This window comes from Mycolicibacterium celeriflavum, assembly GCF_010731795.1.
Lineage (GTDB): Bacteria > Actinomycetota > Actinomycetes > Mycobacteriales > Mycobacteriaceae > Mycobacterium > Mycobacterium celeriflavum.
This window is the reverse complement of sequence record NZ_AP022591.1, coordinates 379813-405114: the sequence shown is the minus strand read 5'-3', so window position 1 is coordinate 405114 and position 25302 is coordinate 379813. Positions and strand designations below refer to the sequence as shown.

21 protein-coding genes and 1 pseudogene are annotated in these 25302 nt (G+C 66.9%); 7 read left to right on the top strand and 15 right to left on the bottom strand.

Features of this window, described 5'->3' with window-relative positions:
* Window positions 1–3: 3 nt before the first annotated feature.
* The 3 genes and pseudogenes from G6N18_RS24790 to G6N18_RS01770 form a co-directional block, all read right to left on the bottom strand.
* Window positions 4–312, bottom strand: a complete 309-nt coding sequence (locus G6N18_RS24790) for a hypothetical protein (RefSeq protein ID WP_308215037.1) — start codon at window positions 310–312, stop codon at window positions 4–6.
* Between the two features lie 79 nt (window positions 313–391).
* Window positions 392–631: pseudogene (locus tag G6N18_RS24785) on the bottom strand (class I SAM-dependent methyltransferase); the annotation flags it as partial.
* On the bottom strand, window positions 618–1574 hold the full coding sequence (locus tag G6N18_RS01770; RefSeq protein ID WP_083000777.1) for an NAD(P)/FAD-dependent oxidoreductase: 957 nt from the start codon (window positions 1572–1574) through the stop codon (window positions 618–620). The gene G6N18_RS01770 and the pseudogene G6N18_RS24785, both read right to left, overlap by 14 nt.
* Before the next feature lie 46 nt (window positions 1575–1620).
* Between G6N18_RS01770 and G6N18_RS01765 the strand changes: the two genes are divergently transcribed.
* The gene (locus tag G6N18_RS01765) at window positions 1621–2202 is read left to right on the top strand and encodes a type II toxin-antitoxin system RelB family anti-toxin (protein WP_083000779.1); all 582 of its coding nucleotides are present in this window, start codon (window positions 1621–1623) and stop codon (window positions 2200–2202) included.
* Here G6N18_RS01765 and G6N18_RS01760 read toward each other — a convergent pair.
* Genes G6N18_RS01760 through cobC form a run of 4 tightly spaced genes read right to left on the bottom strand, consistent with a single transcriptional unit; the run spans window position 2184 to window position 6093 of the window.
* A complete protein-coding gene (locus G6N18_RS01760) occupies window positions 2184–3278 on the bottom strand; it encodes a bifunctional RNase H/acid phosphatase (RefSeq protein WP_083000781.1) in 1095 nt (364 codons plus the stop codon). The two genes, G6N18_RS01765 and G6N18_RS01760, sit on opposite strands and share 19 nt — an antisense overlap.
* On the bottom strand, window positions 3275–4012 hold the full coding sequence (locus G6N18_RS01755; protein ID WP_083000783.1) for a zinc ribbon domain-containing protein: 738 nt from the start codon (window positions 4010–4012) through the stop codon (window positions 3275–3277). Before G6N18_RS01755 ends, G6N18_RS01760 begins: the two co-directional genes overlap by 4 nt.
* 3 nt (window positions 4013–4015) lie before the next feature.
* Entirely contained in the window at window positions 4016–5134 is a 1119-nt protein-coding gene (locus G6N18_RS01750; protein WP_083000785.1) for a Nif3-like dinuclear metal center hexameric protein, read from the bottom strand.
* The gene (cobC, locus tag G6N18_RS01745) at window positions 5131–6093 is read right to left on the bottom strand and encodes an Rv2231c family histidinol phosphate aminotransferase CobC (protein ID WP_234806120.1); all 963 of its coding nucleotides are present in this window, start codon (window positions 6091–6093) and stop codon (window positions 5131–5133) included. The genes G6N18_RS01750 and cobC overlap by 4 nt, the downstream gene beginning before the upstream one ends.
* 115 nt (window positions 6094–6208) lie before the next feature.
* On the opposite strand from cobC, the gene G6N18_RS01740 reads away from it, so the two are divergent.
* The 3 genes from G6N18_RS01740 to G6N18_RS01730 are packed head-to-tail and all read left to right on the top strand — an operon-like array spanning window position 6209 to window position 8215.
* Window positions 6209–6901: an HAD-IA family hydrolase gene (locus G6N18_RS01740; RefSeq protein ID WP_083000788.1), complete on the top strand. Its 693-nt coding sequence runs from the start codon at window positions 6209–6211 to the stop codon at window positions 6899–6901.
* On the top strand, window positions 6894–7388 hold the full coding sequence (locus G6N18_RS01735) for a low molecular weight protein-tyrosine-phosphatase (RefSeq protein ID WP_083000789.1): 495 nt from the start codon (window positions 6894–6896) through the stop codon (window positions 7386–7388). Before G6N18_RS01740 ends, G6N18_RS01735 begins: the two co-directional genes overlap by 8 nt.
* Window positions 7388–8215 carry an SURF1 family cytochrome oxidase biogenesis protein gene (locus G6N18_RS01730; protein ID WP_083000791.1) on the top strand — a complete coding sequence of 276 codons (828 nt, stop codon included), beginning with the start codon at window positions 7388–7390 and terminating at the stop codon, window positions 8213–8215. Before G6N18_RS01735 ends, G6N18_RS01730 begins: the two co-directional genes overlap by 1 nt.
* On the opposite strand, the gene G6N18_RS01725 is transcribed toward G6N18_RS01730, so the two are convergent.
* The gene (locus tag G6N18_RS01725; RefSeq protein ID WP_083000793.1) at window positions 8169–9137 is read right to left on the bottom strand and encodes a cobalamin biosynthesis protein; all 969 of its coding nucleotides are present in this window, start codon (window positions 9135–9137) and stop codon (window positions 8169–8171) included. The two genes, G6N18_RS01730 and G6N18_RS01725, sit on opposite strands and share 47 nt — an antisense overlap.
* Window positions 9138–9249: 112 nt before the next feature.
* On the opposite strand from G6N18_RS01725, the gene G6N18_RS01720 reads away from it, so the two are divergent.
* Window positions 9250–9960, top strand: a complete 711-nt coding sequence (locus tag G6N18_RS01720; RefSeq protein ID WP_083000795.1) for a GAF and ANTAR domain-containing protein — start codon at window positions 9250–9252, stop codon at window positions 9958–9960.
* A 1226-nt stretch (window positions 9961–11186) separates the two neighbouring features.
* Here the strand turns inward: G6N18_RS01720 and G6N18_RS01715 are convergent.
* The 5 genes from G6N18_RS01715 to G6N18_RS01695 all read right to left on the bottom strand — a co-directional run bounded on the left by G6N18_RS01715 (window position 11187) and on the right by G6N18_RS01695 (window position 18446).
* Window positions 11187–14546 (bottom strand): NACHT domain-containing protein, encoded by a 3360-nt coding sequence (locus G6N18_RS01715; protein ID WP_083000842.1) that lies wholly within the window; start codon window positions 14544–14546, stop codon window positions 11187–11189.
* A 154-nt stretch (window positions 14547–14700) separates the two neighbouring features.
* A complete protein-coding gene (locus G6N18_RS01710; RefSeq protein WP_083000797.1) occupies window positions 14701–15261 on the bottom strand; it encodes a PIN domain-containing protein in 561 nt (186 codons plus the stop codon).
* Entirely contained in the window at window positions 15258–16340 is a 1083-nt protein-coding gene (locus G6N18_RS01705) for a helix-turn-helix domain-containing protein (protein WP_083000798.1), read from the bottom strand. The genes G6N18_RS01710 and G6N18_RS01705 overlap by 4 nt, the downstream gene beginning before the upstream one ends.
* A 109-nt stretch (window positions 16341–16449) precedes the next feature.
* Window positions 16450–17091: a hypothetical protein gene (locus G6N18_RS24310; protein WP_179962347.1), complete on the bottom strand. Its 642-nt coding sequence runs from the start codon at window positions 17089–17091 to the stop codon at window positions 16450–16452.
* Window positions 17092–17192: 101 nt separating this feature from the next.
* Window positions 17193–18446 carry a hypothetical protein gene (locus G6N18_RS01695; protein ID WP_234806118.1) on the bottom strand — a complete coding sequence of 418 codons (1254 nt, stop codon included), beginning with the start codon at window positions 18444–18446 and terminating at the stop codon, window positions 17193–17195.
* Window positions 18447–18536: 90 nt separating this feature from the next.
* Here G6N18_RS01695 and G6N18_RS01690 point away from each other — a divergent pair, with 90 nt between their 5' ends.
* Window positions 18537–19736 (top strand): hypothetical protein, encoded by a 1200-nt coding sequence (locus G6N18_RS01690; protein WP_083000800.1) that lies wholly within the window; start codon window positions 18537–18539, stop codon window positions 19734–19736.
* Window positions 19737–19794: 58 nt separating this feature from the next.
* Window positions 19795–21477: an ATP-binding protein gene (locus G6N18_RS01685; protein ID WP_083000802.1), complete on the top strand. Its 1683-nt coding sequence runs from the start codon at window positions 19795–19797 to the stop codon at window positions 21475–21477.
* Here the strand turns inward: G6N18_RS01685 and G6N18_RS24460 are convergent.
* Both G6N18_RS24460 and G6N18_RS01675 read right to left on the bottom strand, forming a co-directional pair.
* On the bottom strand, window positions 21380–21802 hold the full coding sequence (locus G6N18_RS24460) for a helix-turn-helix domain-containing protein (protein WP_244960075.1): 423 nt from the start codon (window positions 21800–21802) through the stop codon (window positions 21380–21382). The two genes, G6N18_RS01685 and G6N18_RS24460, sit on opposite strands and share 98 nt — an antisense overlap.
* A 2959-nt stretch (window positions 21803–24761) precedes the next feature.
* On the bottom strand, window positions 24762–25232 hold the full coding sequence (locus tag G6N18_RS01675; RefSeq protein ID WP_133052446.1) for a hypothetical protein: 471 nt from the start codon (window positions 25230–25232) through the stop codon (window positions 24762–24764).
* Window positions 25233–25302: the final 70 nt, after the last annotated feature.

Here is a 25302-nt window from a genome sequence, read left to right as displayed (position 1 = left end):
GCGCTAGCGCCGCCGCAAGACGATCACGTTGTCGGCCCACTGCGCCGGCTCACCGTCCGGCGTCGTCACCTCGCGTATCGGCGTCTCGATCTGCGCCGGTTCCCATTCGGCCTCCGATAGATTGAGCGCCGCCACTACTTCGTCGGGCGGTGTGAACGTGTGGTGGTGGTCATGGACCTCGGACAGCCACGGCGGCGGCGCACCGTGATCGACGATCAGCAGCAGACCGCCCGGTCGGACGGCCCGAGCCGCCGCTTGGAAGATCGGCGTCCGGTCGAGCGGAAAAGTGGAGTGCAGGAACTGCGCGCTCACCAGATCGAACTCCCCCTCCGGGAAAGCTCTCCGACAGGTCGTGCTGGCGGAACTCGATCCGGTCCACGACCCCACGCGCGGCCGCATCTTCGGCGGCCCGTCGTAGCGCGGTGTCGGAGATGTCGACGGCGACCACCCGCCACCCGTGTTCGGCGAGCCACATCGCGTCGCCGCCCTCGCCGCTGCCGAGATCCAGTGCGACGCCGGGCTTGCGGCCCGACGCCACCTCGACGAGACGGACGTTCGCCCGCCCACTCCAGATGCGGTCCTGTTCGCTGTAGCGCTCTTCCCAATGCTGTTTGGCGTCAGGCGTTGACATGTCGGCTCCCTTCCGGAACATCAACTGGAAAATCGTCCTCGACAAGGCTTTGCACCACGGCGGCGGCTGCTGCCGAACCCCCGGCCACTGCGGCGGCCACCTGCGGCATCTGTGCGCTTAGGTCACCGGCGGCGAAAACGCCAGGCGCACTGGTGCGGTAGAACGCATCGACATACACGGGATCCTGCGCAATCGGCGTCGGGTCGCCCTGCGTCGTGCCCAGTTGCTCGGCGAGCGACGAACGTTGATGCAGCGTCGACGCGACCAGCAGACCCGTCCGCGCCAGGCGGCTCCCGTCTGCGAACACCACGGCCTCCAAATCCCCGTCCCGCACGGCGAGTTCGGCGACTGCCCGCTCATCGATCGAGACGTCCGCGGCGTCCAACCGTCGCCGCTGGCCCTCGTCGAGATCGGCGGGTCCGTCGGTGAGCAATACCACGTCGTCGCTCCACATACGCAACAACAGCGCCGAGTGCACCGCACGCTCGCCGCGCGCCAGTACGCCCAGCGGCTGGTCGCGAACTTCCCAGCCGTGGCAGAACGGGCAGTGGAAAACCGACCGGCCCCACAACTCCGCCAGCCCCGGAAGCGCCGGTGGTCGATACTCCATGCCGGTGGCCAGCAGCACCCGCCGGGTCCGTTCGATCCGGCCGTCCCCCGTCCGCAACTCGAAGCGTCCCCCGATCCGTTCACCGCTGACCACTTCACCGGTCCGCACCTCGACGCTCGGATACGCCGACAGTTCTTCGCGCCCCAGTGCGTACAGCTGCGCCGGCGGCCGACCGTCGTGCCCCAGAAGTCCACCGATACCGTGGGCGGCCAGGTTGCTCTGTGCGCCGGAGTCGATCACCAGCGTGCGCCGCCGGGCCCGGCCCAGCACCAGGCCGGCGCTCAGCCCGGCCGCACCGCCGCCGACCACGACGCAATCCCAATCTGTGTCCATGCGTCCACCTTGCAACCGTCCTTACGAAATGCCAAGCTTTCTTGCCATGGAGGCAAAAGCAGAAGAGAGCGTCGACGCGAAGGTGCGGCGCAGACTGCGCGAACTGCGCATGCAGCGCGGCCTGACCCTCGAGGAGGTCGCGGGACGGTCGAACATCGACGTGTCGACGCTGAGCCGACTCGAATCCGGCAAGCGCCGCCTCGCGCTGGACCACCTGCCGAGGTTGGCCGCCGCGCTGTCGGTGAGCACCGACGAACTACTGCGCGCACCGGAAGCCGAGGATCCCCGGGTGCGCAGCGGATCTCACACGGCACACGGGATCACGTACTGGCCACTGACCCGCCAGGCCGCGGGCGGTCTGCACGCGTTCAAGATCAGGATCAGCGCCCGGCGCCGCACCCCGCCCGCCGAACTGCCGGTGCACGAGGGCCAGGATTGGATGTACGTGCTGTCCGGTCAACTGCGGCTGATCCTCGGTGAGCGGGATTTCACAGTCAAACCTGGTGAGGCCGTTGAGTTTTCCACCTGGACGCCGCACTGGTTCGGGGTGGTCGACGGGCCAGTTGAAGCGATAACGATCTTCGGGCCGCATGGTGAGCGGCTCCATCTTCACGACTCGTCAAGGTAGGCGGTCTGATTGACCAGCCGCACCGAGGCCGCGCCGTCGGGATAGAACTCCGCGATCGACAGCGACGCCAGGTCGAGATGAAGCCGGTAGAGGATGCTCGCGCCACCGTCGAGCGCCATGCGCAGAAGCGTCTTGATCGGAGTCACGTGCGAGACAACCAACACGGTGTCCCCCTCATGCTCGGTGATGATCCGCGCCCTCGCCCGGCCGACCCGCTCGGCGGCGGCATCGAAACTCTCCCCCTGCGGCGGTGCCGTGGAGGTGTCCCGCAGCCAGCGCCGGTGCAGGTCGGGATTCCGCTCGGCGGCTTCGGTGAACGTCAGCCCCTCCCACGCGCCGAAGTCGGTCTCGATCAGGTCGTCGTCGACAGAGACGTCCAGGCCGAGCGCCTTGGCCGCCGCCGTCGCGGTGTCATAGGCGCGCTGCAGCGGCGAGGTGATGACGGCGGCGATTCCGCCTTTCCGGGCCAGATACTGTGCAGCCGCTTCGGCCTGGCGTCGTCCGAGGTCGGTCAACGCCGGGTTGCCGCGGCCCGAATACCGGCGATGCACCGACAACTCCGTCTGACCGTGCCGCAGCAGCAGAAACCGGGTCGGCGCGCCCCGCGCCCCGCTCCACGCCACCGGATTCGGCGCCTGCTGCGGCGTGGCTTGCGCTGGGCCGCTGAGTGATTCGGCCGCGGCGTCCATCGCCTCGTTCGCCAACCGGTCGGCATGACTGTTCTTCGACCGCGAGATCCACGTGTACGTGACCCGGTCGAAGCGCGCAGCGAGTTCCCGGGCCTGCCGATGCAGGGGGGCGAGGTCGGGATGCTTGACCTTCCAGCGCCCCGACATCTGCTCCACCACGAGCTTGGAATCCATGAACACATCGACTTCGCTCGCGCCCAGACTGGCCGCCTCGCCGAGGCCGGCAATCAGCCCGCGATACTCCGCGACGTTGTTGGTGGCGCGGCCGATCGCCTCCTTGCTCTCGGCGAGCACGGCGGCGCGGTCAGCCGACCACACCACCGAGCCGTAGCCGGCAGGTCCGGGGTTACCCCGCGAGCCCCCGTCCGCCTCGACGACGACCTTCACGCGTCGAACCCCTTGACCCGCAACAGGATCGCCCCGCACTCCGGACAACGCAGCACGTCGTCGTCGGCCGCGGCCGAGATCCGCGCCAGCTCGCCCTTGTCGATCTCGATCCGGCACGCTCCGCACCGGCGTCCCTGCAACTGCCCGGCGCCCGCGCCGCCGCGGGCCCGCTGTCGTTCGTAGAGCGCAACGAGGTCGGAGTCGAGCGCGGCGACCAGTTCTTCGCGACGCGACATGCCCTGATGCTTCTGCTGGTCGAGGTCGGTGCGCGCCTCGTCGCACGCCGTCTGCGCGGCTCCCAGATCGTTCTGCAGCTCGTCGATGTCGGCCAACGCGGTCTGCTGCTGGCTCTGCAGTTCCTCGCGGCGCTCCATGACCTCCAGCTGCGAGTCCTCCAGCGCCGCCTGCCTGCGCTCGAGTGTGTCGAGTTCGTGCTGCAACTCGGTGAGCTGTTTGGCATCGACCGTGCCGCCGGCGAGAAGCGCGCGATCGCGCTCCTCGCGCTGACGCACGGCGTCGATCTCCGATTCGTACTTGGCCACCTGCGCATCCAAGTCCTCGATCGCGATCTGCAACGCAGCCAACCGGTCGTTGGCTTGGCGGTGTGCGGCCTGCACCTCCTCCAGCCGCTGCTGTTCGGCCAGATGTTTGGCGCGGTGCTGCAGACGACTCAACCGGGCATCGAGTTCGGCCAGCTCGAGTAACGACTGTTGTTGAGCTACTTCAGCTTTCATGCCTCAACTCTCGACATTCCATGGGTCGGTGCGCACGTCGGAGACCCGCACGGTCAGCGCATCGCCGAAGTGCGCGCGCAATAGGTCGGCGGCCTGACGGCACCACGGGAACTCACTGGCCCAGTGCGCGACGTCGACCAGCGCCACTTCGGAGGCGCGTCGGTGTTCGTCGGCGGGATGGTGGCGCAGGTCCGACGTCACGTACGCGTCCACGCCGCGGCGGGCGACGGCGCCGAGCAGCGAGTCACCCGCTCCGCCGCACACCGCGACCCGCGACACCGTCGCCTCCGGGTCGCCCGATGCGCGCACGCCCCACGACGTGGCGGGCAGCGCCTCGCGAACGCGGGAAACGAACGCCGACAACGACTCCGGGCGGGCCAGCACGCCGACCCTTCCCAGCCCGGCATTCCCGGGGATCGGCGCCAGCGCGAAGATGTCGAATGCGGGCTCCTCGTAGGGATGTGCGTCTCGCATCGCGGCGAGCACACGCCCGCGCAACCGCGCGGGGGCGATGACCTCCACCCGGTCCTCGGGGACCCGTTCGACCGCTCCGACGCTACCGATCGCCGGCGACGCACCGTCGTGGGGAAGGAACTGTCCGGTGCCCGTCGTGGTCCAGCAGCAGTGGGAATAGTCGCCGATGCGGCCGGCGCCGGCGGCGAACATGGCTTCCCGCAGCGCCTCCGAGTTCTCCGCGGGCACGAACACGACCCACTTGTCCAGGTCGGATCCCCCACCCGCCTGGTCGAGCACCTCCTCGACGGCCAGGCCCAGTGTTTCGGCGAGCGCGTCGGAGACCCCAGGCGAAGCGGAGTCGGCGTTGGTGTGAGCGGTGAACAACGCCCGGCCGGTCCGGATCATCTGGTGGATCAGGGCGCCCTTGGCGGTGCTGGCCGCGACGGTGTCGACCCCGCGCAGCAGCAGCGGATGGTGCGCCAGCAGCAGTCCACGATCGGGCACCTCGGCGGCGACCGCGGCGGTCGCGTCGACGGCGACCGTGACCGTGTCGACGGTGTCCGACGGGTCGCCGCAGACCAGCCCCACCGAGTCCCAGTCCTGTGCCAGCTCCGGCGGATACGCCGCATCGAGCACGTCGATGATGTCGGCCAGCCGCGTGCTCACCGCAGCACCTCGGCCATCGCCTCGACGAGCACCGGCCACTCCGGGCGTACGGCGGCGCGCAGGAACCCGCCGTCGAGCCCGACGAAGGTGTCGCAGCGGCGTACGGCAATGCCTCTGCCGTCCAGGTGTTTTCGCATCAAATCGGCATCCGGCACACAGAACAGGACGAAGGGGGCCGAACCGTTGACGACATGCACGCCGATGCTAGTCAACCCCGCCACCATCGCGGCGCGCACCTCGACCAGCCGCCGCGCGCCGCGGTCGGCCTCCGCCACCGCTTCGGGTGCGCAGCAGGCGGCGATGGCCTCGAGTTGAAGCGTGCCGACCGGCCAGTGCGGCCGTCGCGCCGTCAACCGTGCCAGCACATCGGCCGGGCCCAGCGCATATCCGACCCGCAGCCCCGGCAACGCCCACGTCTTGGTCAGGCTGCGCAGCACCACCACGTCGGGCAGCGGCTCGGCGGCCAGTGACATCGGCTCACCGGGAACGGCGTCGGCGAACGCCTCGTCGACCACCACGGTGCGCCCGGGCCGGCGCAACGCCAGCAGCTCGTCACGGCCATGCAGGACCCCCGTGGGGTTCGTCGGGTTGCCGAGCACGACGAGGTCCGCGTCCTCGGGCACCGCGCCCGCGCTGAGGGTGTACGGCGGTTCGAGCACCACGTGGTCGAACGGCACCCCGGCCGCCGACAGCGCCGCCTCCGGTTCGGTGAACGACGGCGCGATCAGGGCGGCCCGTCGCGGCCGCAGCTGTGCCAGCAGCGCGAACCCCTCGGCGACCCCGGCCAGCAGGGCGACCTCGGCCACGTCGCGCTTGTGCCGGCCTGCGACCGCGGCGAGCGCCCGATCCACGTCGACCGCACCCGGGTACCGGGCGAGGTCGGGCAACCGGGAGGCGAGGCGGTCGACCAGCCAGGACGGCGGCGCGTCGGCGCGGACATTGACGGCGAAGTCCAGCATCCCGGGCTCCGCGGCCTGGTCGCCGTGGTAGCGCGCGGCTGCGCGCAAAGGTCTCGCCACATCACGACACTAGTGCGCCGCCCGGCGGGGTTCTGTGATCGGGGAGAATGGACCCGTGACCGACACGCTGTCCTCTGGACTGGCCTCCACCGCCACGGCGACCCGCCCCAAACTGGTGATCTTCGACCTCGACGGCACCCTGACCGACTCGGCGCAGGGAATCGTCTCGAGTTTCCGCCATGCGCTCGGGTCGGTCGGCGCCGCGGTACCCGACGGAGACCTGGCCAACATGGTGGTCGGCCCGCCGATGCATCACACCCTGCGCCGCCTCGGACTCGGTGATCAGACCGACGCCGCCATCGCGGCGTACCGCGCGGACTACCTCACCCGCGGGTGGGCGATGAACCGTGTGTTCGACGGTATCCCTGCGCTTCTGCGCGACCTGCGCGCGGCCGGCGTCAGGCTGGCGGTGGCCACGTCGAAGGCAGAGCCGACCGCACGGCGAATCCTCGCCCACTTCGGCCTCGCCGACTGTTTCGAGGTGATCGCGGGCGCCAGTGTCGACGGCTCACGCGCCACCAAGGTCGACGTGGTCGAACACGCGCTCGCCCAACTGGGCAGCCTGCCGGAGCGCACGCTGATGGTCGGCGACCGCTCCCACGACGTCGAAGGCGCCGCCGCGCACGGCATCGACACCGTGGTCGTCGGATGGGGTTACGGACAGGGCGATTTCGACGGCCCGGCCGCCGCGCCTGCGGTGGCGCACGTCGCGACGGTGGCTGACCTTCGTGAGGTGCTCTGTGTCTGAACCGCTGCACGTGACGTTCATCTGCTCGGGAAACATCTGCCGGTCTCCGATGGCGGAGAAGATGTTCGCCCGTCAGATCGGCGAACGCGGCCTGGGCCAGGTGGTCCGGGTGTCCAGCGCCGGGACCGGTGGCTGGCACGCCGGTGAGCCCGCCGACCGCCGGGCCAGCCACGTGCTGCGTGAGCACGGCTATCCGACCGCGCACCGCGCCGCCCAGGTCGACGACGACCACATGTCCGCCGATCTGGTGATCGCACTGGGCCGCAACCACGTCCGGATACTCAAGGATCTCGGCGTGCCCACCGAGCGGATCCGGATGCTTCGGTCGTTCGATCCGCGGTCGGTCGCCCACCCCCTCGACGTCGACGACCCCTACTACGGCGACCACGCCGACTTCGAGGCCGTCTTCACGGTCATCGAAGCGTCGTTGCCGGGTGTCCACGTTTGGGTCGACGAGCAACTCGTAAGTCGGGGGCTGGCGAGCTGATGCGCCGGTGGACGTTCTTGTTGCGGCCGTCATGGCTGGCGCTGTTCGTGGTGGTGGTCGCGTTCGCCTATCTGTGCTTCACCGTGCTCGCGCCTTGGCAGCTGGGCAAGAACACGAAGACCTCACGCGAGAACGCGCAGATCGCGAACTCGTTGACGGCCGAGCCGGTGCCGGTGGAATCGCTTCTGCCGCAGCAGGATTCAACGGCGCCCGATGAGCAGTGGCGACGCGTCACCGCAGAGGGTCGCTACCTGCCGGAGGGCCAGGTGCTCGCTCGGCTGCGAATGGTGGAGGGTGAACCGGCGTTCGAGGTGTTGGTGCCGTTCGCCGTCGACGGCGGGCCGACCGTTCTCGTCGACCGCGGTTACGTCCGGCCGGTGGAAGCCTCCGGGGTGCCCGAGATTCCGCCCGTGCCGGCCGAGACGGTGACCATCGCCGCGCGGTTACGCGACTCGGAGTCGGTGGCGCAGGGCAAGGAACCGTTCCGACAGGACGGCGTCCAACAGGTCTATTCGATCAACACCGAGCAGATCTCGGCGATCACCGGGGTGCCGCTGGCCGGTTCGTATCTGCAGCTGGAGCCGGAGCAGCCCGGCGGGCTCGGCTCGATACCGCTGCCACATCTCGACGCCGGACCGTTCCTGTCGTACGGGATCCAGTGGATAGCGTTCGGCATCATCGCGCCGATCGGGTTGGGCTACTTCGTCTATGCCGAGCTACGCCAGCGCAGGCGGGAGAAGGCCGCGCAGGAGGCCGCGCAGGCTGCGCCCGACGCGCCGCTCACGGCGGAGGACAAGCTCGCCGACCGTTACGGCCGACGGCGCTGAGCGCGAGCGCCGCACCGGCGGCGGCGATTTGGACGGCTCGCGACAACCGCACCGCCCGCCGCAGATCGGCCACCCGCGGCGGCGGACCGTCGCCGAGCGTGGGCCGGATCTCCATCCGATCGGCGTACCGGGTAGGCCCGCCGATCCGCACCCCCAGCGCGCCCGCGAAGGCGGCTTCCGCCACACCGGCGTTCGGGCTGGGATGACGGCCCGCGTCCCGCCGCCATGCGCGCAGCGCCGCAACGGGAGACCCGCCGACCACGGGTGCGCACGCGGCCACCAGGACCGCGGTCGCACGCGCGGCCAGGTAGTTCGCGACATCGTCGAAACACGCTGCCGCCCAACCGAACCGCAGATAGCGAGCGGACCGGTGGCCGATCATCGCGTCGAGGGTGTTCGCGCCGCGATAGACCAACACGGCGGGAACCCCGCCGAGGGCCGCCCACAGCAGCGGCGCCACATGCGCGTCCGAGGTGTTCTCCGCGACCGACTCCACCGCCGCCCGGGTTAGCCCGGCCTCGTCGAGCACCGCCGGATCGCGGCCGCACAATGCGGGCAGTAGCCGTCTCGCTGCTGCGACGTCGCCGCTGTCCAATTGCCGGGCCATCTGGTTCCCGGCGCGGGCCAGCGAGGTTCCGCCCAGCGCGACGAACACCGTTGCCGCCGTGGTGACCGCGACCGGAACGGCACCCCGGCGCCGGGCGACGTGGTCCGCCGCCATTCCGAGCACCGCCAGCGCGCCGAGCAGCGCGGCAGTGTGCAGCACCCCGGCCGAGCGTGCGTCCGCGTAGGTGCGCTGCTCCAAAGCCGCTGCGGCGCTGCCGAAGACCGCCACCGGATGCCCGCGCCGAGGGTCGCCGAACAGGGCGTCGGCGACACACCCGGCGGCGATCCCCACCACGCGTGCAGTCGGCGCAAACACTCCGCGAGCGTCTCACAAGGTGATCTGTTCGAATGTGTGAGGTTGGACCAGGTGGGCGCGGACGGTACCGAACCGCCGCTCGGGACTCACGTGATGACCTACAGTCGGCCCAGTGGCCACTCAGCAGCCGTCCGCGGAAGGCGATCTCGCGCGAGTTCTCGGCGACCTCGCAATCGAACTCGAAAGCCAATCGGACCCCGAAGGGTTGCTCGGCGAGGTCGTTCTCAGCGCGGTTCACGTCGTGCCGGGTGCGCGCTGGGCAGGCATCTCCCTCATCGAAGGACGCCGAGTCGAGTCCAGAGCTCCAACCGATCGCATTGTCGCTGAGCTCGACGATTTGCAGAGCACCTTTGACCAGGGGCCGTGTCTGAGCGCACTGCGCGAACACCACACGGTCAAAATCGACGACGTGACCGCCGATGAGCGTTGGCCGCGCTTCGCGAAGGCGGCCGCGGAACGCGGCGTCCGTAGCATACTTGCGTTCCGGCTGTTTGTTCGTGGTGGCAGTCTCGGGGCCCTCAACCTCTACGGCGACGAAACCAACGGGTTCGACGACGACTCAATCGCAATCGGCGAAGTGCTGGCACAGCACGCATCCGTTGCGCTCGCCGCCGTTGCTGCCGAATCTCAGTTCCAGCGAGCAATAGACAGTCGCGACCTGATCGGTCAGGCCAAGGGACTGCTGATGCAGCGCAACAACGTCGACGGAATGCACGCGTTTCGGATGCTCACGAGGGCGTCGCAGGACACCAACACGAAGGTCATCGACATCGCGCGGTGGCTGGTCGAGACACACGAATCGGAACTCAAACGGTCTGAATAATCAGCGCGGGCGAAAGCTCGCTACAGCCCTCTGGGTCAAATGGAAGTGGGCGCGGACGGTATCGAACCGCCGACCGCTGGTGTGTAAAGCTGCCTTGCAGCGTCTCCACCGTCTCAGTGAGTGCCGGCGATGTCGATATGTCCAGGTCATGAGTCCCAGCTGTGTCACCGCGTCCACCGCTTGACGGCTCGTTGCTGCGCGTCTTGGCACACTCTGGGCACAGCGGGGGTTGCATCTGCACGAGGTTCAAAGATCGATTGGCGAGTTCAAGATCGAAGCGCTCGCCCGATCGGGCGCTTGGCTGTGATCGTGAAATGAGCGTCGCCCAAGCGGTGAGTCCGAGCATCACCTGACACGCCGAAGCTCGTAATCGCTAAATCCAGCGAGGAGCGCGCAGCGGAATGCGCGAGCGGTCCGATCCCGAGTACAACAAGAAGGATGAGAAGGCCAGCTGCCATCGTGCTCTATGTGCTCACGCTGGCAGCCGTCGTGGTAGGCATTGACGTCTTGTTCTTTAGACACCACTTCTTGGAGCGAGTGATTGTGAACATCGGAATCGTCCTGGTATTCGCGGGGTTCTACTTGCGGTTCCTGAAGCATTGGGTCTGAGCAGCAACATCGAGGCTGCTATGACGCCGATCCCGCCCTTGACGCTCGCATTCACGATGACGGTCGGATCGGCAGGTTGCCGAGTGTGTGCTGAACCATCTAGTGGAGCTAACTGTCATATTCACAGTTTCTTCTGTACGCCGCAGTCCGTGCCTGAGCGGCATCGAGAAGTCTTCAACGCCCTTGTCCTGGTACGACGGTGGACTTACGGGGTCTTCTGGGGGTAGCTGCATGAGCGAACGACCGACCCGCTCTGACCTACCGAACCCGAGCGAGAAGTATCTGGAGACCGTGTGTGTCGCAGGTGTTCGACTCGACCGCGGTCAGCTGGAGTGGATTCACCCGTATCCCGTGCGTTTTCGCAACGAGGACTTCGACCGGACATCCAAGAAGTACGACCCGGTCCAGGTGAACGGTAACTACCGCCAGACCAATGGCAACCGTCCCGAATCGTTTCCACCCCGCCAGGACTGTCGTAGGAATCCTATCGGCGGGCTCCGAGTGAGTCTGGTAAGGATGCTGAATCGTGTCTGCCTGCGGGGCAGGGAGTACTGGGTGGACTACTGATGGGCGGACCGCAACCGGCATGCTCGCCAAACGTCGCTGACGTAACTTGCTCATCGATAGACCGCCTCGGTGTCCACCTTGAGCCACCGCCCGGATCGGGCAACGCTGAGAAGCGAAGGCACCGTCGTCTGATCGCCGGAACCGGACGCGTTTCCGCGCTCTGCTGCTGCTGCTGCAGGCACCCGAAGCTTGTTGAGCGAGGCCAGTTCCGCGTCGGAGGTGTCGCCCGTGACTGGACGCTTCTGCAACCATCCGAAGCGCGCGATCTGCTCCGCCGCGCGTAGCACCGTCCGCCGCCGCGAGTCCGGGAGCTGCCCGAGAACCACCGTGAGCTCCGGCAGCAGCTCGGATACGGCCGGGCCCGCCGCGACGCACCACAGCGCTAACCCCCACTCCGCTCGGCCGAGGTCATCGTCGACGGTCTTGAGCTGCTCGCGCCACCAGTCGACGTTGCCGCTACCGGCTCGTGTCTGAGCAAGAAGTTCGGACGGGTGACCTGTGGGCCCGAATGCCGTTGCCTCGGCGCGCTTGCTGTACGCGAGCCTGAACGGTGAGGCGGCGCCGATGATGGCGATTTCCGAGGCGATCCAGCAACGTCCGACGTGCTCGTGGACCGCTGTGGCGGTGTTCGCCCACGGAAAGGTGTTGCCCTTGTAACCGGACTTGAACGCGCGCGTCTTGCCGATCTCCTCCCACGGCGAACGGGCCTTCCTGAGCTGGTTGATCGCCTCAGATCGACGACGCTTCGCCCAGTCGTCGCCGGAGATGAACCCGGTCGCTGAACTGGTCAGGAACTCGCCGGGCGCCAGAGCCGCAGCCACTTGCGCCGGCATGGAGCAGGTCGAGGTGACGCACGGGCACTCGCCGTTCAACACCGCGGTGAGCAGCGCCGCCTCGAACGAGCTTCCGGGCTCCGGGGCAAGGCCCGTACTGAGGAAGAGTTCGGCGGCGCCGTCGGACAGGTCCATGTTCTCGAAGTCCGCGGTGATCCCGGCGCCGGCTTCGCAGCAGGCTCCGATCGCGAGCCACGCGTTCTGCTGGTCCGTGCCGATCGCTCCGGTGAGCTGCCCGTACCACCACGTCGTGAACTCGCTGCGCTGGTTGAGCAGCTCTCGGAGCACCCGCACACGCTGCGGGTTGGCGCGGTCACTCGGGTTCTTGGTGATCAGCGTCGTCAGGCGCGACCAGGTCGGATCGGCACCGCCGTCCGTGGGGTTGGGTAGCTCGGGCAGGGCCATGATGTCGCGGCGGTCGAAGGCGGACAACAGGATCGCGATCCCCACATCCGAGCAGAGTGCCGTCAGTACCTTGCGGGCCTCGTGAGGTCGGCGTTGGAACACGCCGTCTGTGAGGAGCGCCCACGCGGCGAGGTACGACGCGGAGGCCGGTGTGTGTGTCAGCTCATGTTCGATCCCGGCGGCCAGGACGTAGACGTCGCTGCCTTTCGCGTTGCCGCCGTAGAACCTGGCGGTGTTGAGCCAGTACGGGCGGCGTAGGAGCTCCTGAAGCACGGTTGTGCTGTCGAAGTGGGGGTTGTCCTCGCCGGCGTTGCGGTAGAGGAATCGGGCGGCGAAGTACTCACGGAGCGAGAGAACCTCGAACTCGTAGGTGCCGTCCACCTGGCTGGTCAGCGCCCACAGGCGGTCGCTGACGCCCTCGAAGAGCTCGTTCACGATCGACTCTTGGTTGCCGTAGGTGCGCTGGAAGTGGCGCATCGCCGCCTTCAAGTCGTCGATGCTCATGCGGCCGTTGATCTGCGATTCCTCGGTGTGCGCATGCAGGTACCAGCCGAGGAACGGGATGATCTCGAGGAGCTCCTCCTTGTGGTCGCGAACGGCCTTGGGGTGCTTGTTCGCCTCCCGGGCGAGGAGGAGGTCGACGTACGTGTCGTAGAGGTCGGTCCGCTGCGTGGGTGTGGCTGCGCCCTGCCGGTGAAGGAGGTCCAGCAGGATCGTCAGCTGCATCGGGTTGCCGGCGAGCTCGTGGAGGTACGGCTCGCGGCTCTTCTCGTTGAAGCTCCTCCGCAGCGCGCGGCCGTCTTTGCTCCTGATCCCCCGGACGGCGCACCACTTGCGCAAGTAGTCGGCCCGCTGATCGCCCGTGAGCTGGTTGAGCGTGATGATCTCGAACTTGTCCGGCGCCGGCTCCGGAAGCTCACCCGCGCTGGGGCGCGTGGTGACGACCACCTTGAGCGGCTCGGCGTAGGCCTTCCCCCGGCCGGCGAATGCGTTGATCTTGTCGACGACCCGACGCCGGATGCTGGCGCTTCCGACCTCATCGAGTCCGTCGAGCACAACGAGACTGGGAACCCGCTCGAAGATGCCCTGCACCGTGCCGGCAGTGGCGGTGATGCCACCGCTTTCGTGCGTCATCAGGTCGGCGAGGAAGCACTCGACGGTTGCCTTCTCGCCCTTGCGCGCCTTCTCTTTCCTCGACTTGCGGTCGTCGGAGTGGTCCCACACATCGTTTCCGGCGAGCCACAGCGCGTAGTCACTCAAGTCCAACCGGATCGGGAACCGAGGCTTCTCCAGCTCAGGTAGCGTTTTGGGCCGCTCCGACTCGGGCATGAACGCGCTGCGGTGCGCCTGGCAGATGTACTGGCTGAGGGTGGATTTGCCCTGCCCGGGAGCGCCTCGCACCAGGGTGAAGGGTGCCGGCGTATGCAGCAGGTGATGGGCAGCGCCACCGAGGTCGTTCGAGGAGCGCGGTCGCAGTCGGGTTCTCTCCGGGGAGTGCACCAGTTCGGCGGTGACGTCGACGAAGAGGTCCACCATCCTCTTCCGGTCCACGTCAGCCTGGCTGAACTTGACCCGCTGGTCGTCATCCCACTGCGACGCGGCGACCTGTCGGATCAGCTTGCGTTCTGCCTGGTTCTTGGTGGCCCCAACCTGCTCGGCGACCAGGAACCGGATGAGATCCCACCCGGCGAGCATGTCGGCGTAGGCCCACTTGATCGAGTCCTCGGAGTTGTCGAGCCACGAGTTGAGCGCCTCGCGCCAGATGCACGTCATCTCGTTGAAGCCGAGTTCCTCGGCGTACGCGTCAAGCTTCTTGTTCAGCTGGGCGAAGGTGCCGGTTTTAGGCTTGGCGGTGCTCGGCACGTTCGTCACCAGGACGTAGTGGCGTACACCTTCCTTCGCCAGGCGCCGGAGGTTGTCCAGCTCCTTCTTCACGACGGCGTCCAGCCAGCTGACGGGGTTCTTCTCCGAGCCGGTGACAGACCACTTGACCTGGTAGATCAGCAAGGTCGACGGATCGATCTTGCGCTGTCCATCAATGCCGCCGTCGGCCTGGCGTAGCGCCATGGGTGTGAAGTTGGGGAACTGGGCGGCGAGCAGGGCGTTGACGAGCTGCTGGAAGTCGTGATCACCCAGGCGCTCGTAGAGGTAGCGGTGACGGCTCTCGGGCATGGACAGCTCCTCGTGATCCAAACCCGATCGTGTCACTGCGGCCGTCGGGAACTCCGAATTCTCGTATCCATTCAACCTGCTGGCATGGTGCCGATCGTGGAGATAGGCGGTCGGAGTGTCACGGCACTGACCACCTCGCCGAGATCACCCATGGCTACCCCGGCAACAACTCCATCGCGTAGCCCCACCCGATTACGCTGTCCACCCGCGGCAAACGCATGTCGGTCGCCAGCAGCGCCTCATACAGCTGCTCCGCGGCCTCCGTATCGATGTCGTCCAGGCGCTTGTACGCCTCGATGATGATGTGCATGGTGGTCTCGAAGCGCAGCCCTCGAGCGCGTGCCTGCACCCTGGCGTCGCGGTCATCGATCACCGCGGTCATACCACGCTCCGTGGCGCACGCCAGCACCGCACACTCACCGAGATTCTTCGTCGGAGCATCACCCGGCTTCGACGGCATATCGACCTTGATCAGCAACTGCAGGGTCTGCTCGTCCTCGGTAAGAATGCCGCGCTCCACCCACGGGAGACTGTCGATGTCGGGGAGGTCGTAGCCGAGGTCCCGGCCACGCCCGATCTCCACATCGACGCTGTCGGGGATGAGGATCAGTCCCTGAGGGGCGAGCCGCTGCAGCACGTCCTCGCGTTTCGCACGGCAGAAGTGGGTGAAGGTGGACGTGTCCATCACCCAGCGGGTGTCGTCGGCGACCGTCACAGGCTCGCGTAGTCGGCGGCGGACTCCACACGCTGCTCGGGAAGATCATCCGCATCAAGGCCGCCGCGGAGCAGTTCCACCACCCGCGCCGCGGACATCCGCCGGTCCACGTAGGCCTCGATGATCGCCGCGGTGATGCCCGGCGACAGCGACGGCGCCTTCAGCTCCTCGGTGTCCAGTGTGATGCCCAGCTTGGCGAACTCCCCGGAGACGGGTATACGGCCGTCCAGCGAGCGGAACTCATCCTCGTTGATCTGACCCAGGTTGCGCAGGTGCAGGATCACCGCCGACCACGACATCCGGAACGCTGCGGCGACCCGTATCGTCCGGTCGCGTACCGAGTCGCCAAGGTGCTGGTTCCACAGTGCGGTGACTCCCGACCGGGGAGCCAAGAGGTACGCGGCGAAGGAGTTGATCCTCTTCTCCGTGTCATCAGCGCCGAGATCGTACGGGTCACCGAACAGCCAGTGCCCAAGCTCGTGCGCCAGCGACATGCGCCGCCGCCCGGGCCGGGCATCCCCGTCGATCACCGCAGCCGCGACACCCTCAGCGACTTCGACGAGGGCGCCGTCAGCGCCGCCGTTGCCCAGCGCCAGGGAACACGAGTAGAGGCCGAACCGCTCGGTGATAGCCGCCAAGCCGAGGAGCGGCCCGTTGTCCACCCCGAGTTGGGAGCGCACCTCGCGTGCGGTCCGCTCGGCCTCGGAGTGCGTCCTCGGAGTACGCCACGAAGGCTTGTCGGTGGCCGGGATAATCACCCCGGAAGCGAGCAGCGACGCCACGTCGCCGGAGAATAGTTCCAGTTGACGGTCCAGTCGGGCGGTCACTTCGTGGGAGGGTGCCGCGTCGGTGCGGCGGCTTATCACGGCCGGCAGCGGGTCACGCACGAACCACGCCAAGGGGACTTCCAGCGCCGCGGCGAGGTTGACCAGCTCCACGGCGGACACCTTGCGTTCGCCCTTCTCGATCCGGCCCAGGGCGGTGCGTTCGATACCGACACGGTTGGCGAGGTGTTCCTGCGTGATGTTGAGGTCGCCGCGTGCTTGGGCGATCCGCTCACCAAGTACCTTCCCATCCATATGTGGGATTTTCGCACATGCAGCGGATCGTGTCGATGAGGGACTGCACACCTCGGTGGAGTCGACCTTCCGGTGCCGGAAGCTCCACTGCGGATGAAGCGGTCCGTGCTCAGCTCATTCCAGTGCCGTTGCTTCGCGCCCACAGGGTCTGCTCCACGATCAGGCGGTCCGACGACTCGGCTGGGGTCGGCATCGGAGTCCCCGTGGGACGTTGCTTCGCGATCAGCTCACCGATCGGCGCCAAGTACCGCTCCCACAGCGTGTCCCGGAGGGCTGTCACATGCTCACGGAACTCGACCACGAACGCTGAGTCGTCCGTCGGCCCGCCCGAGGGTGATACCGCGACGCGCAGCGAGTCGAGAACACCGGGATCAGCATCGAGGTAGTCCGCATATACGTCGATCGACTCAAGTTCCCGGGACAGGCGGTGTCCGACGTGATCGTGCCGCCAGCCCATGAGTAGCGCGTGGAACTCGACGCCGCGGTCGCCTCGCGCGGCACGCAGCAGTTCCTCGTGGTCGAGTTTACGGCGCTTCTCGCTGACTGCCATGCGGCCGTAGCTGACGATCGCTGATTCCCACAGCGCGCGCCGGAGGAACACGTTCCTAGCGGCGGTGGGAACCCCGGCCCTCTCTGAGAGGACCATGTCGACGTGGATCAGGTCCGCCCACAGCGAGGACCACTTCCCAAGCCGGTTCGCGTCGCACTGGTCGAGCTTCATCCGCCGGACCTGGTAGGACTCATCCGCCATGATCTGATGGTCCCTTACCTGACGGCGAAGACGACCTGCGCAACGGCGATAGTGGTCAACTTTGGTAGGGCAAGGTTGCATGACGGTGGGCAAACGGCCAGTCACTCCCCGCTTCGCCCTCTCCGGATTCGTGTAACAAGTTCGATTTCGGGGCGCTCAGCCTCCCGTTGTTGTGCGTCGCTCATGTAGCCGGTGGTCATCCGCCAGGCACTGTGTCCCAGTTGGATTCCCAGTCCGAGTTCGGCTCCGGGGCGGGTGGTGGCGAAGACGCTGAATGAGCGGCGCAGGGAGGTCGCGTTGATGGCCTGGCCTCTCGGGATCGCGATGTGTTCCAGGCCGAGTCCTCGTCCACGTCCGGGTCGTTGGGCGGGGTCATCGTTGATGAATGCGATGAGCCTGGCGATGTCGCGGTTGGGAAGGTAGGAGCCGGCGTTGCCACTGCGACGGGCGAACAGGTGCGTGTCGTGTCTAGTGAGGTTGCCCAGCACCTCGACGGTCCGGATGACGGGTCGATGTGCCCACCACGTTCGACGCTCACCGTCGGGACGCTCGGTGCCCTTGTGCTGAATGCTGCTGAGGGCGGCGAGACCGTCCTTGGTGGTGTGGCTGTCGCGTGTTAGTTCCTGGATCTCGCTGTCGCGCATGCCGGTGAGGCTGGCGATCAGGACGTAGCAGGCTCCGCGGAGCACGCTTTCGAGGTGTTCTGTTTCGCCGAGGCCTAGTTCGTCGACCCACGTGCTGCTGGTTCCGTCGGGGTGCCAGACGACGGCAGTCGGAATGTGAAGTCCTCCGAAGGTCGCCCGCTCCGGGTCGGCTGCCGCCTTCGTGATGAGCGCGGCAGCGTCGGGCATGTACTGATGACTCGCCCGGCTCAGGATGTTGGCATTGATGCCGAGTAACCGTTCCAGAAGTACGGTATTCGCCTGGCCTCGTTGGTGATTGGTGCGGCCGAATCCCGTATGCAGGGGTATGGGGCCGCCCTGTTCGGTCCAGTCGAGAAGGGCGCTGTAGGCGTTTGACCCGGCTGGCCCTCGTGGATCTCTGGGGAGCGCGGCGCGGGTGTCGGCCGCGGCAATGATGTCGGAGCTGAACCTGTCGACGATCACCCATGATGCGGTGATTAGCGGTGCCCAGGTTTCCCATGGCAGGGGTGGCGTCGTGTTCTCGGTGTGGGTGACCATGCCGCTGACGTTGGCGACGCTGCGGCCAGCCCAGGGGAAGAAGGACAGACCATGAGGCAGTACTGCGTGGCATTCCCGAAGCAACCGCAGGGCGGCGACGTAGCCGCGGATGCTGCTCGCGCCGAGTCCGAAGCCACCAGGGCGGTGTTGGCCCGCACGCAGCTCATCCAGCAAGCGAATCGAGTTTGCGCTGACTTATCCCGCCGGGTAACTCGGCAGGTTTTCTCCGCTTTCCAGCGGACCTACGGGCTTAATCTGAATCCCATGACCGACAACGAGGGCATCGACTTCATCAACGACCCCCGCCCTGGGATCCGCGACCTGTCGTATAGCCGGAGCCGTGACCGCCAGCTGCTCGACTTGCTCAAGGGATCGACCATCGACATGGGTTTCGGCCCCCGCGACGACGAGGACGACGCGGCAGGTGCCGGCGACCCCGACTCGGACGCCGACTGGCCCAGCGATCGCCTAGAGACCTTCATCAAAGACCTTCCCCGCGGCCCCGGCTACGTGTGCGACGTCGTCTACCACAGCGAGCAGCTGCCCGTCGTCGTCTATGCGGTCCTAGTCAACCGCGGGCAGGGCCTCGAGGTCGCCGAACTGGAACTGTTCCGGCGCGACTGGGGGTACTTCGGTGGAATCGAATCCGACGAGTACACGCCACCGGAGACCCCCGAGCAGCCTGACAGCCAGAACCCCCCGAGCCTGATCACTTCGGATGTCCTGCGGCGCATCCCGATCGGCCAGATCCTCACCCGGACCCAGCGGCGCCTCGCCGATGATTCGTGGCGCACCGAGGGGATCCATCTGCTTGGCTCGCCCGGCGGAACCGGGGGCAGTCTGACCGTCGATGAGATGACCGAGGAACAGCGCCGCGCGCTGGAGAACTCCACGGCGATCGGAGCGCGCCGCCGCGGCCGGCCCGAGCTCAGCGACGAGCTGCTCATCGACGTCGCCGAGGCCTACATCGGGGAGGCCGGCCGGGGCCGTGGCGCACTCAGGCGCATGTCGGAGATCTTCGACCGCCCTGAGGCGACCATCCGCGACTGGATCGCCCTGGCGCGCCGCCGCGGCTACCTGGCGCCGACCAAGCCCGGCCGGCGAGGAGCCGCACCGGGACCCAACCTGCCCACCACCACCGCCCCCACCGCGGACACCGAAACCGCGCAACAGCTAGGACGTTTCACCGCGAACCTGAGCCAGGAACGGCGCCGCCACATCATGCGGATGATCGAGGGCGAAGGTGTGCTCGACGCCGACATGACCGAGGACGCACGCCTGCTCTACGTCGTCGGCGGCCTGGTGTGCAACGACGTCGGGTTCGTCCGCCAAGCCGATCTGCAGGCCGCGATGGGCGACCCCGCTGTCGTCGGGGCGGCCATGGAGATTCTCAACAAGGCCCGTCGGCGGGCGGCGGCTCGAAGGAACTCGGGCAAGCAGAAGAAGCAGCGTCGAGGCCGCTAGTCACCACCACAAACCCACCACCACCACAAACGGCCTCCGGGCCGGGAAAGAAACACAGATGAGATCACTGGTGAACGACCCGCAGGGCACCGCCCTCTGGATCGAGCGCGAGGCCCGCGGCATGGACCCCATGCAGATGTTCCGGGAGTTCGTGCAGAACGGCATCGAGGCCGGTGCCACCCGCGTGGTGGTCGACGGATACACCGCCGGCAACCGGGTTTTCGCCCGGATTACCGACAACGGCAGCGGGATGATCGGCGAGCAGCTGATCGACCGGATGTCGCACCTGCACTGCGGCACCACCACGGCCAACTACGGCGTCGGCGCACGCATCGCGTCCCTGCCGTCCAACCCCGCCGGGGTGGAGTTCGCCTGCCGCACAGCCGATGGCGCCGAGACCGCCGTCACCCTGCACAAGGATCGGGGCCAGTACGGTGTGCGCGTCTGGGAGTCCACCGACGAGGAGGGCGACCAGGTCAAGATCGAGGAGTACGCACCGGATGCGGCCGTCCTCGACCGCCTCGAGGGCCAGTCCTGCGGCACCGCGGTGGTCCTGCACGGCGACGGCCGGCACAACACCTGGGACAACTCGACCAGCTACCAGGTCCACAAGTTCCTGTCGCGGCGCTACTTCCGCCTCGGCCAGGGGGACGTGACAGTATTCGTCGAGCACCGCGGGTCCCACACCGACCGCGCCCAGCTGCGCCGGGTGACCCCTATGGGCGAGTATCTCAACACCTTCGGCGAGGACTGCGGGGAACTGGAGTTCACCGGCGTGGCCGGGATGTCCGGGGTGATGCGGTGGTGGATCCTGCCGCCGGCCGCCGAGGAGCAGAACCGGCGCACGTCCCGTGAGGTGCTGCCCGGCGGCGTCGGCCTGCTGGTGGGCAACGAGGTGTTCGACTACGCGCGCCAGTACCTCGGCGACTTCGGGGTGATCTACCCCTCGGTGCAGAGCCGGGTGGTGTTGCTCATCGAGGTCACCGGAGCCGAGCAGGACACCGCACGCTCCGCGGTGATCCTGCCGGGCGAGAGCCGCAAGACGATCCCGTGGAAGAAGCTGGGCGCCTACTTCGCCGAGAACATGCCCGAGGAGATCGACGACCTGCTCTCTGAGGTCACCGTGAACTCGACAGTGCTCGACACCGAGCTGGCCAAGGCGCTGGACCCCGAGTGGTTCAAGAACCTCAACCCGGTGCGCGTCAAGCGCAGCGGCGGGGACGAGACCGGGGTGGGCGCTGAGGCCGGCGACGCGGTGCCCTCGCGCGAACCGCAGCGCTCGGAGAGCTCGGTGTCGGCCGCGTCGAAGCCGCAGAAGAAGGCCGCCCCGGAACGCGGCGCCGACGGCGACCAGCCGGCCACCCCGACGCTGAAAGTGGTGACGCCCCAAGTGGAGTTCACCGACCAGGAGATCGAGCCCTACGGGATCGCGTGGTACGCGACGCAGAACAAGATCCTGATCTACGACCAGTTCGCGCCGTATGTCCGTGAGGTACAGCGGTGGGTCCAGAAGCTGCCCGGTTTGCAGCCGGCGATCATCGAGGCGGCGATGAAGTCGGCCTACAGCGTCGAGTACGCCGCGACAATCATCGACGCCAACGCCCAGAAGAAGTGGCAGCTGACCCCCGAGCAGGTCGAGGAGCTCAAGACCCCCGCGGCGCTCTACGCCAAAGCGCTGGGGATGCAGTCACTGACCTCGCGGATCGAGCAGTACATCCGCGACACCGCCAAGCGGATGTGAAGGGAGCGAAGGGGGGATCTTCCAATGCGGCTCCCACGCATGCTGCCGGCAAATGCCCCCGCCGGGGGTGCGCCGTAGTTGATGCTCCGCGCGGAAGCGGCGAATCGCTTCGGTGGTTGGAGGTGTTCCTTCGGGGCCACCCCCGCCGGGGGCGTATCTCTTCGTCGGCGAGGTAGCGGTAAACCGTTGCGCGGGAGAGGCCCAGCATCTTCGCGATGTCTGTCGCGGCTATCCCCTTGTCCCGGAGCTGACGGGCCTTCTCAGTATCGGTGTCGCCGACCTTGCCCCACCGACACCAGGCTGGTCGCCTACGGCTACCAGGCATGCAGCGTGATGGAGCAATATCCAAACCCCGCCAGTGCCGCCGCGCCGTTCTACGAGCAAGTGAGTCGCTTCGGCTTCGAGTGCTTCGTCGGGGGCTTTGGAGCTTCCTCAGCCCCAGTTGTCCGTACCGCGTCCGCATAGCCGCAGATCGTGGCGCCGCCGACGTCTGCAGCCCGTCAACCACACCACCCAGGTCCGCACCGCTCATGCGGTAGGTGGCATCGCGTCGATGGTGTACACCGGTGCTCCTTTTAATACCAGTAAAGAAACTCGTCACAGGCACGCGGTACAGGCCGCACTAGGCGACACTCGTTCTGGCGCGTTTGGAGACGATGAACTGGCTGTTGTCGACGCAAAACTTGGTAGCGCAGTACCCCCTCATTTTGTGAGATTCGAGACGTCGGGCGGACATGACAATCACTGCCGACTCTCGATGCTCATCGTCACCCGAGTGTCATCACAATGCCTGCACCCGCAGTAGCCATATCGATCACCCACATTCTCGATACTTCGCGCCTTAACATGATTACGTCGCCCAACCCAGTTGTGCTCCACAGCAATTCACCTCAACTCCCCCAATTTCGCTATGGCACATTTGCACCCACGGCCGCCATCTCAACTCGTCATTCCGACTCGCTCGGCGACAGCTACCAACGATTCGGGTGTCTTCGCCATACCTCGGCGTCGGGGTCCTGCTTCTGAGAAACCAGCAGCACACCTGGATAGCGCTCCGCCGCCCCGTCGAAAGGGGTCAGTTTCGGCCGCCAGTTGACGAGCTCGACGACGGAGGTAGAGCACGACCGACCCACGCCGGATCAGCGCCGGCAGCAACCAAACGGTCGAGCAGCCTCGCGGGTGGATTTTGCTGACGGAATCTCAACTGGAGCTCCACAGACATTCCGTTCTTGGCGCCAAGGTGGTACCAACAATTCCTCTGCGCCGAGCCAGGTGGCCAAGCGGGAGTGTCACACAAGCAGGTTGCATCTGTAACCCGAAGGGGCAAGCCGTAGACCGGGTCAGTGATTGCGGCAAGAATGCGGTCGTGAACAGCGCCGTGAACCGGATCGGTGTCGATTTCGATCTTCCACGTGTTGCCCAATGTCCACGCAGAAACGTGGAACGCCAAGCCCAAAGTCCGGAAGAGCGCTATACGGCGCAACAACCCGGATGCAAGCCAGTCCATTGCCGGCCGCATTCCGCACCGCGGGGCCTCCAAGATGTAGCGCTCTTCTTCGGTTGACTCGGCGGCGCCCCACAGCGCCTTGCATGCCGCTTGTTCGAGGTGTTCTCGGTGGATCTCGACCGCGTTGTTCCACCGAGATTTTGGTGCCGCGCGCAGGGTCACTCGAGCTGACGTGTCGACGAGAGTCAGGGCAAGATCGGTGCGATTGACGTCCGCAACACGGACTCCTGCCTTGCCTTGCAATCCCCCGTCAGGGTCTGCATACGGTAGGAGCATCTCGGCTATCAGTTGTGTCAGTTCGTACTCCTTGGGGAAGCCGGCGCTGCGGGGGTCCACGTGCACGACGGTGCTTCCGTCAGCGATGATGCGTGTCCTAACAACACCTGCGGGGTTCGGTGTGTACTCCCCGCAGGACGCAAGTGCGTGAAAGACAGCTGCTTCCAACCTTGTCTGACCAGAGTCCGGAGCGTCCGGGATTGGTGTACTGCGGCTGACACTGGCGTGACCCATCAGCCACCGCGAGGACTCGCCCGTGTACATACGGCGGGTGCGCACCGTATGCAGAAATGTTCCAGCCACGCCAGATCCTCCTAAGCGCATACCGCCCATAGCACTTCATGAGTGAACTGGATAAAACGAGAACTCGCAGCGACGGTGGAGCTCGACAGTCTCCTTGATCCGCTTGATGCTGACGTCGGGGCGGCACAGCATGACCGGATTGGCCGCCGGACGGCCACGACAAGCATGCACCAAACCATCCCAGGATCCATCAACGACACGCGCGACCGACGGGACCTTCCACAGCAGCAGCCCCTGAGTACACGGACGCGCAGAAATGGCCCCGCCCAATCCGGATCGTTGCACGCAACAACCCGCCCGCACCGGCTCTGACGATCACCGACCCGTGTGCGCAATGACCGCACCAGAGGCACCGAGAGTCCACTTGTCGCCAATCATCGCCGCACTACCGCGGCCGTGTCCCTGCCGCTGCGTACGGCTGCCCGCAACGGCACTGATCGTTCGCGCCGCGCTCCCTCGCCATCGACTCGGCGCGCGGAGGCCCGCCACCCCGCGACACACCCTCGCCATCGGTTTCACGTTGTCACGGGGTGTGAACCCAAGACGACATGCTCCACAACACCGTCGGCGGCGATTTTGACGCGCCTGGATTGTCGCTGTTGTGCAGTAGCAGCACCCCATCCGCCGACGAGTCCGCTCGCGATTCACCGCGCGTAACCGGTGCGGCTGTAGACACACCCATCCCCTCGCGCGTGAAATCGATGCGACCGTGCCCATCGGCTCCGATCACGACCCTCCAGATAGCGCAGCGAAAGACGTTGAGCCGCACACGACGTGGCCGCGAAACGGGGTGCTCTCCCGGCGTGCCGACGCGGACTACGCCACCCGGCCGCCCCACGCGCTTGATCGCCGCAGGCGCCAGACCCAGGGCTGACTACCGTGGCGCCAACAGGCGCCGCCGACGCACACAACGAAAGGCCGGCAGCGCGATTCGCCCGACCGGGAAATCGCCGCTCGGGAACGGAATCCGGCGCCTCATGAATCATCACCCAACACCGCACTGGCTCACGCCCGTTCGCGTCGCCGAGCCGGTTCACTGCGCCCGGATGGAGGGCAGCTGTTGCATAACACTCGACCACGCGCGAACCTTCCTGCGGGCTCCAGATGCCGACGTCGGTTCGGACGTATAGAACGATGTGCCTGCCGCCGTCAACACCACTCATGACAATCTCCCGCTGAGACATCCAAGCTGTCTTCGCTACACCACCGCTGCGTCGCCCAGGGCCGCGTTGCAGCCAGCATGGAGGCGGGTTGAAACTTGCCCGCCTTGCGCGTCGCGTACCGGTGCACCCGAACTGCCGCTTGCCGCGTGCCTTTCAGGCTTCGGCGCATGCCGCAGCATGGCGCGGATCTCGCCGATCCCCATGCCTGCCAACTCTGCGATAGTCGCCAGCGTTTCGCCCCGCTGCTGCATCCGCGCGATGGCCACACCCGCTTCCGCTCTGCAGTTGGCGCGTCTCCTGCTCGCCTCAGCTCGCACGCGTTCGCGGACCACCGCCAGCCGCTCAGACTCCCACGCATCGACTTCGGCGACCTTGCCTACCGCGACGATGAACGTCGCGGCGTCATCCACGTTGGCCCGTTCCCGTTGTGCGCGGGCCTCATTGGTCCGAGCTTGTGCCTCCCGGACCCGCCGCCGCGCCTCGACCTTCGAGGTATTTCCAGCCATGCCCGCACCATACGTCGCGGCCCAGGCGCCGGCCCACCACCGCAGCCACATTCGCTCCTCACCAGTTTTC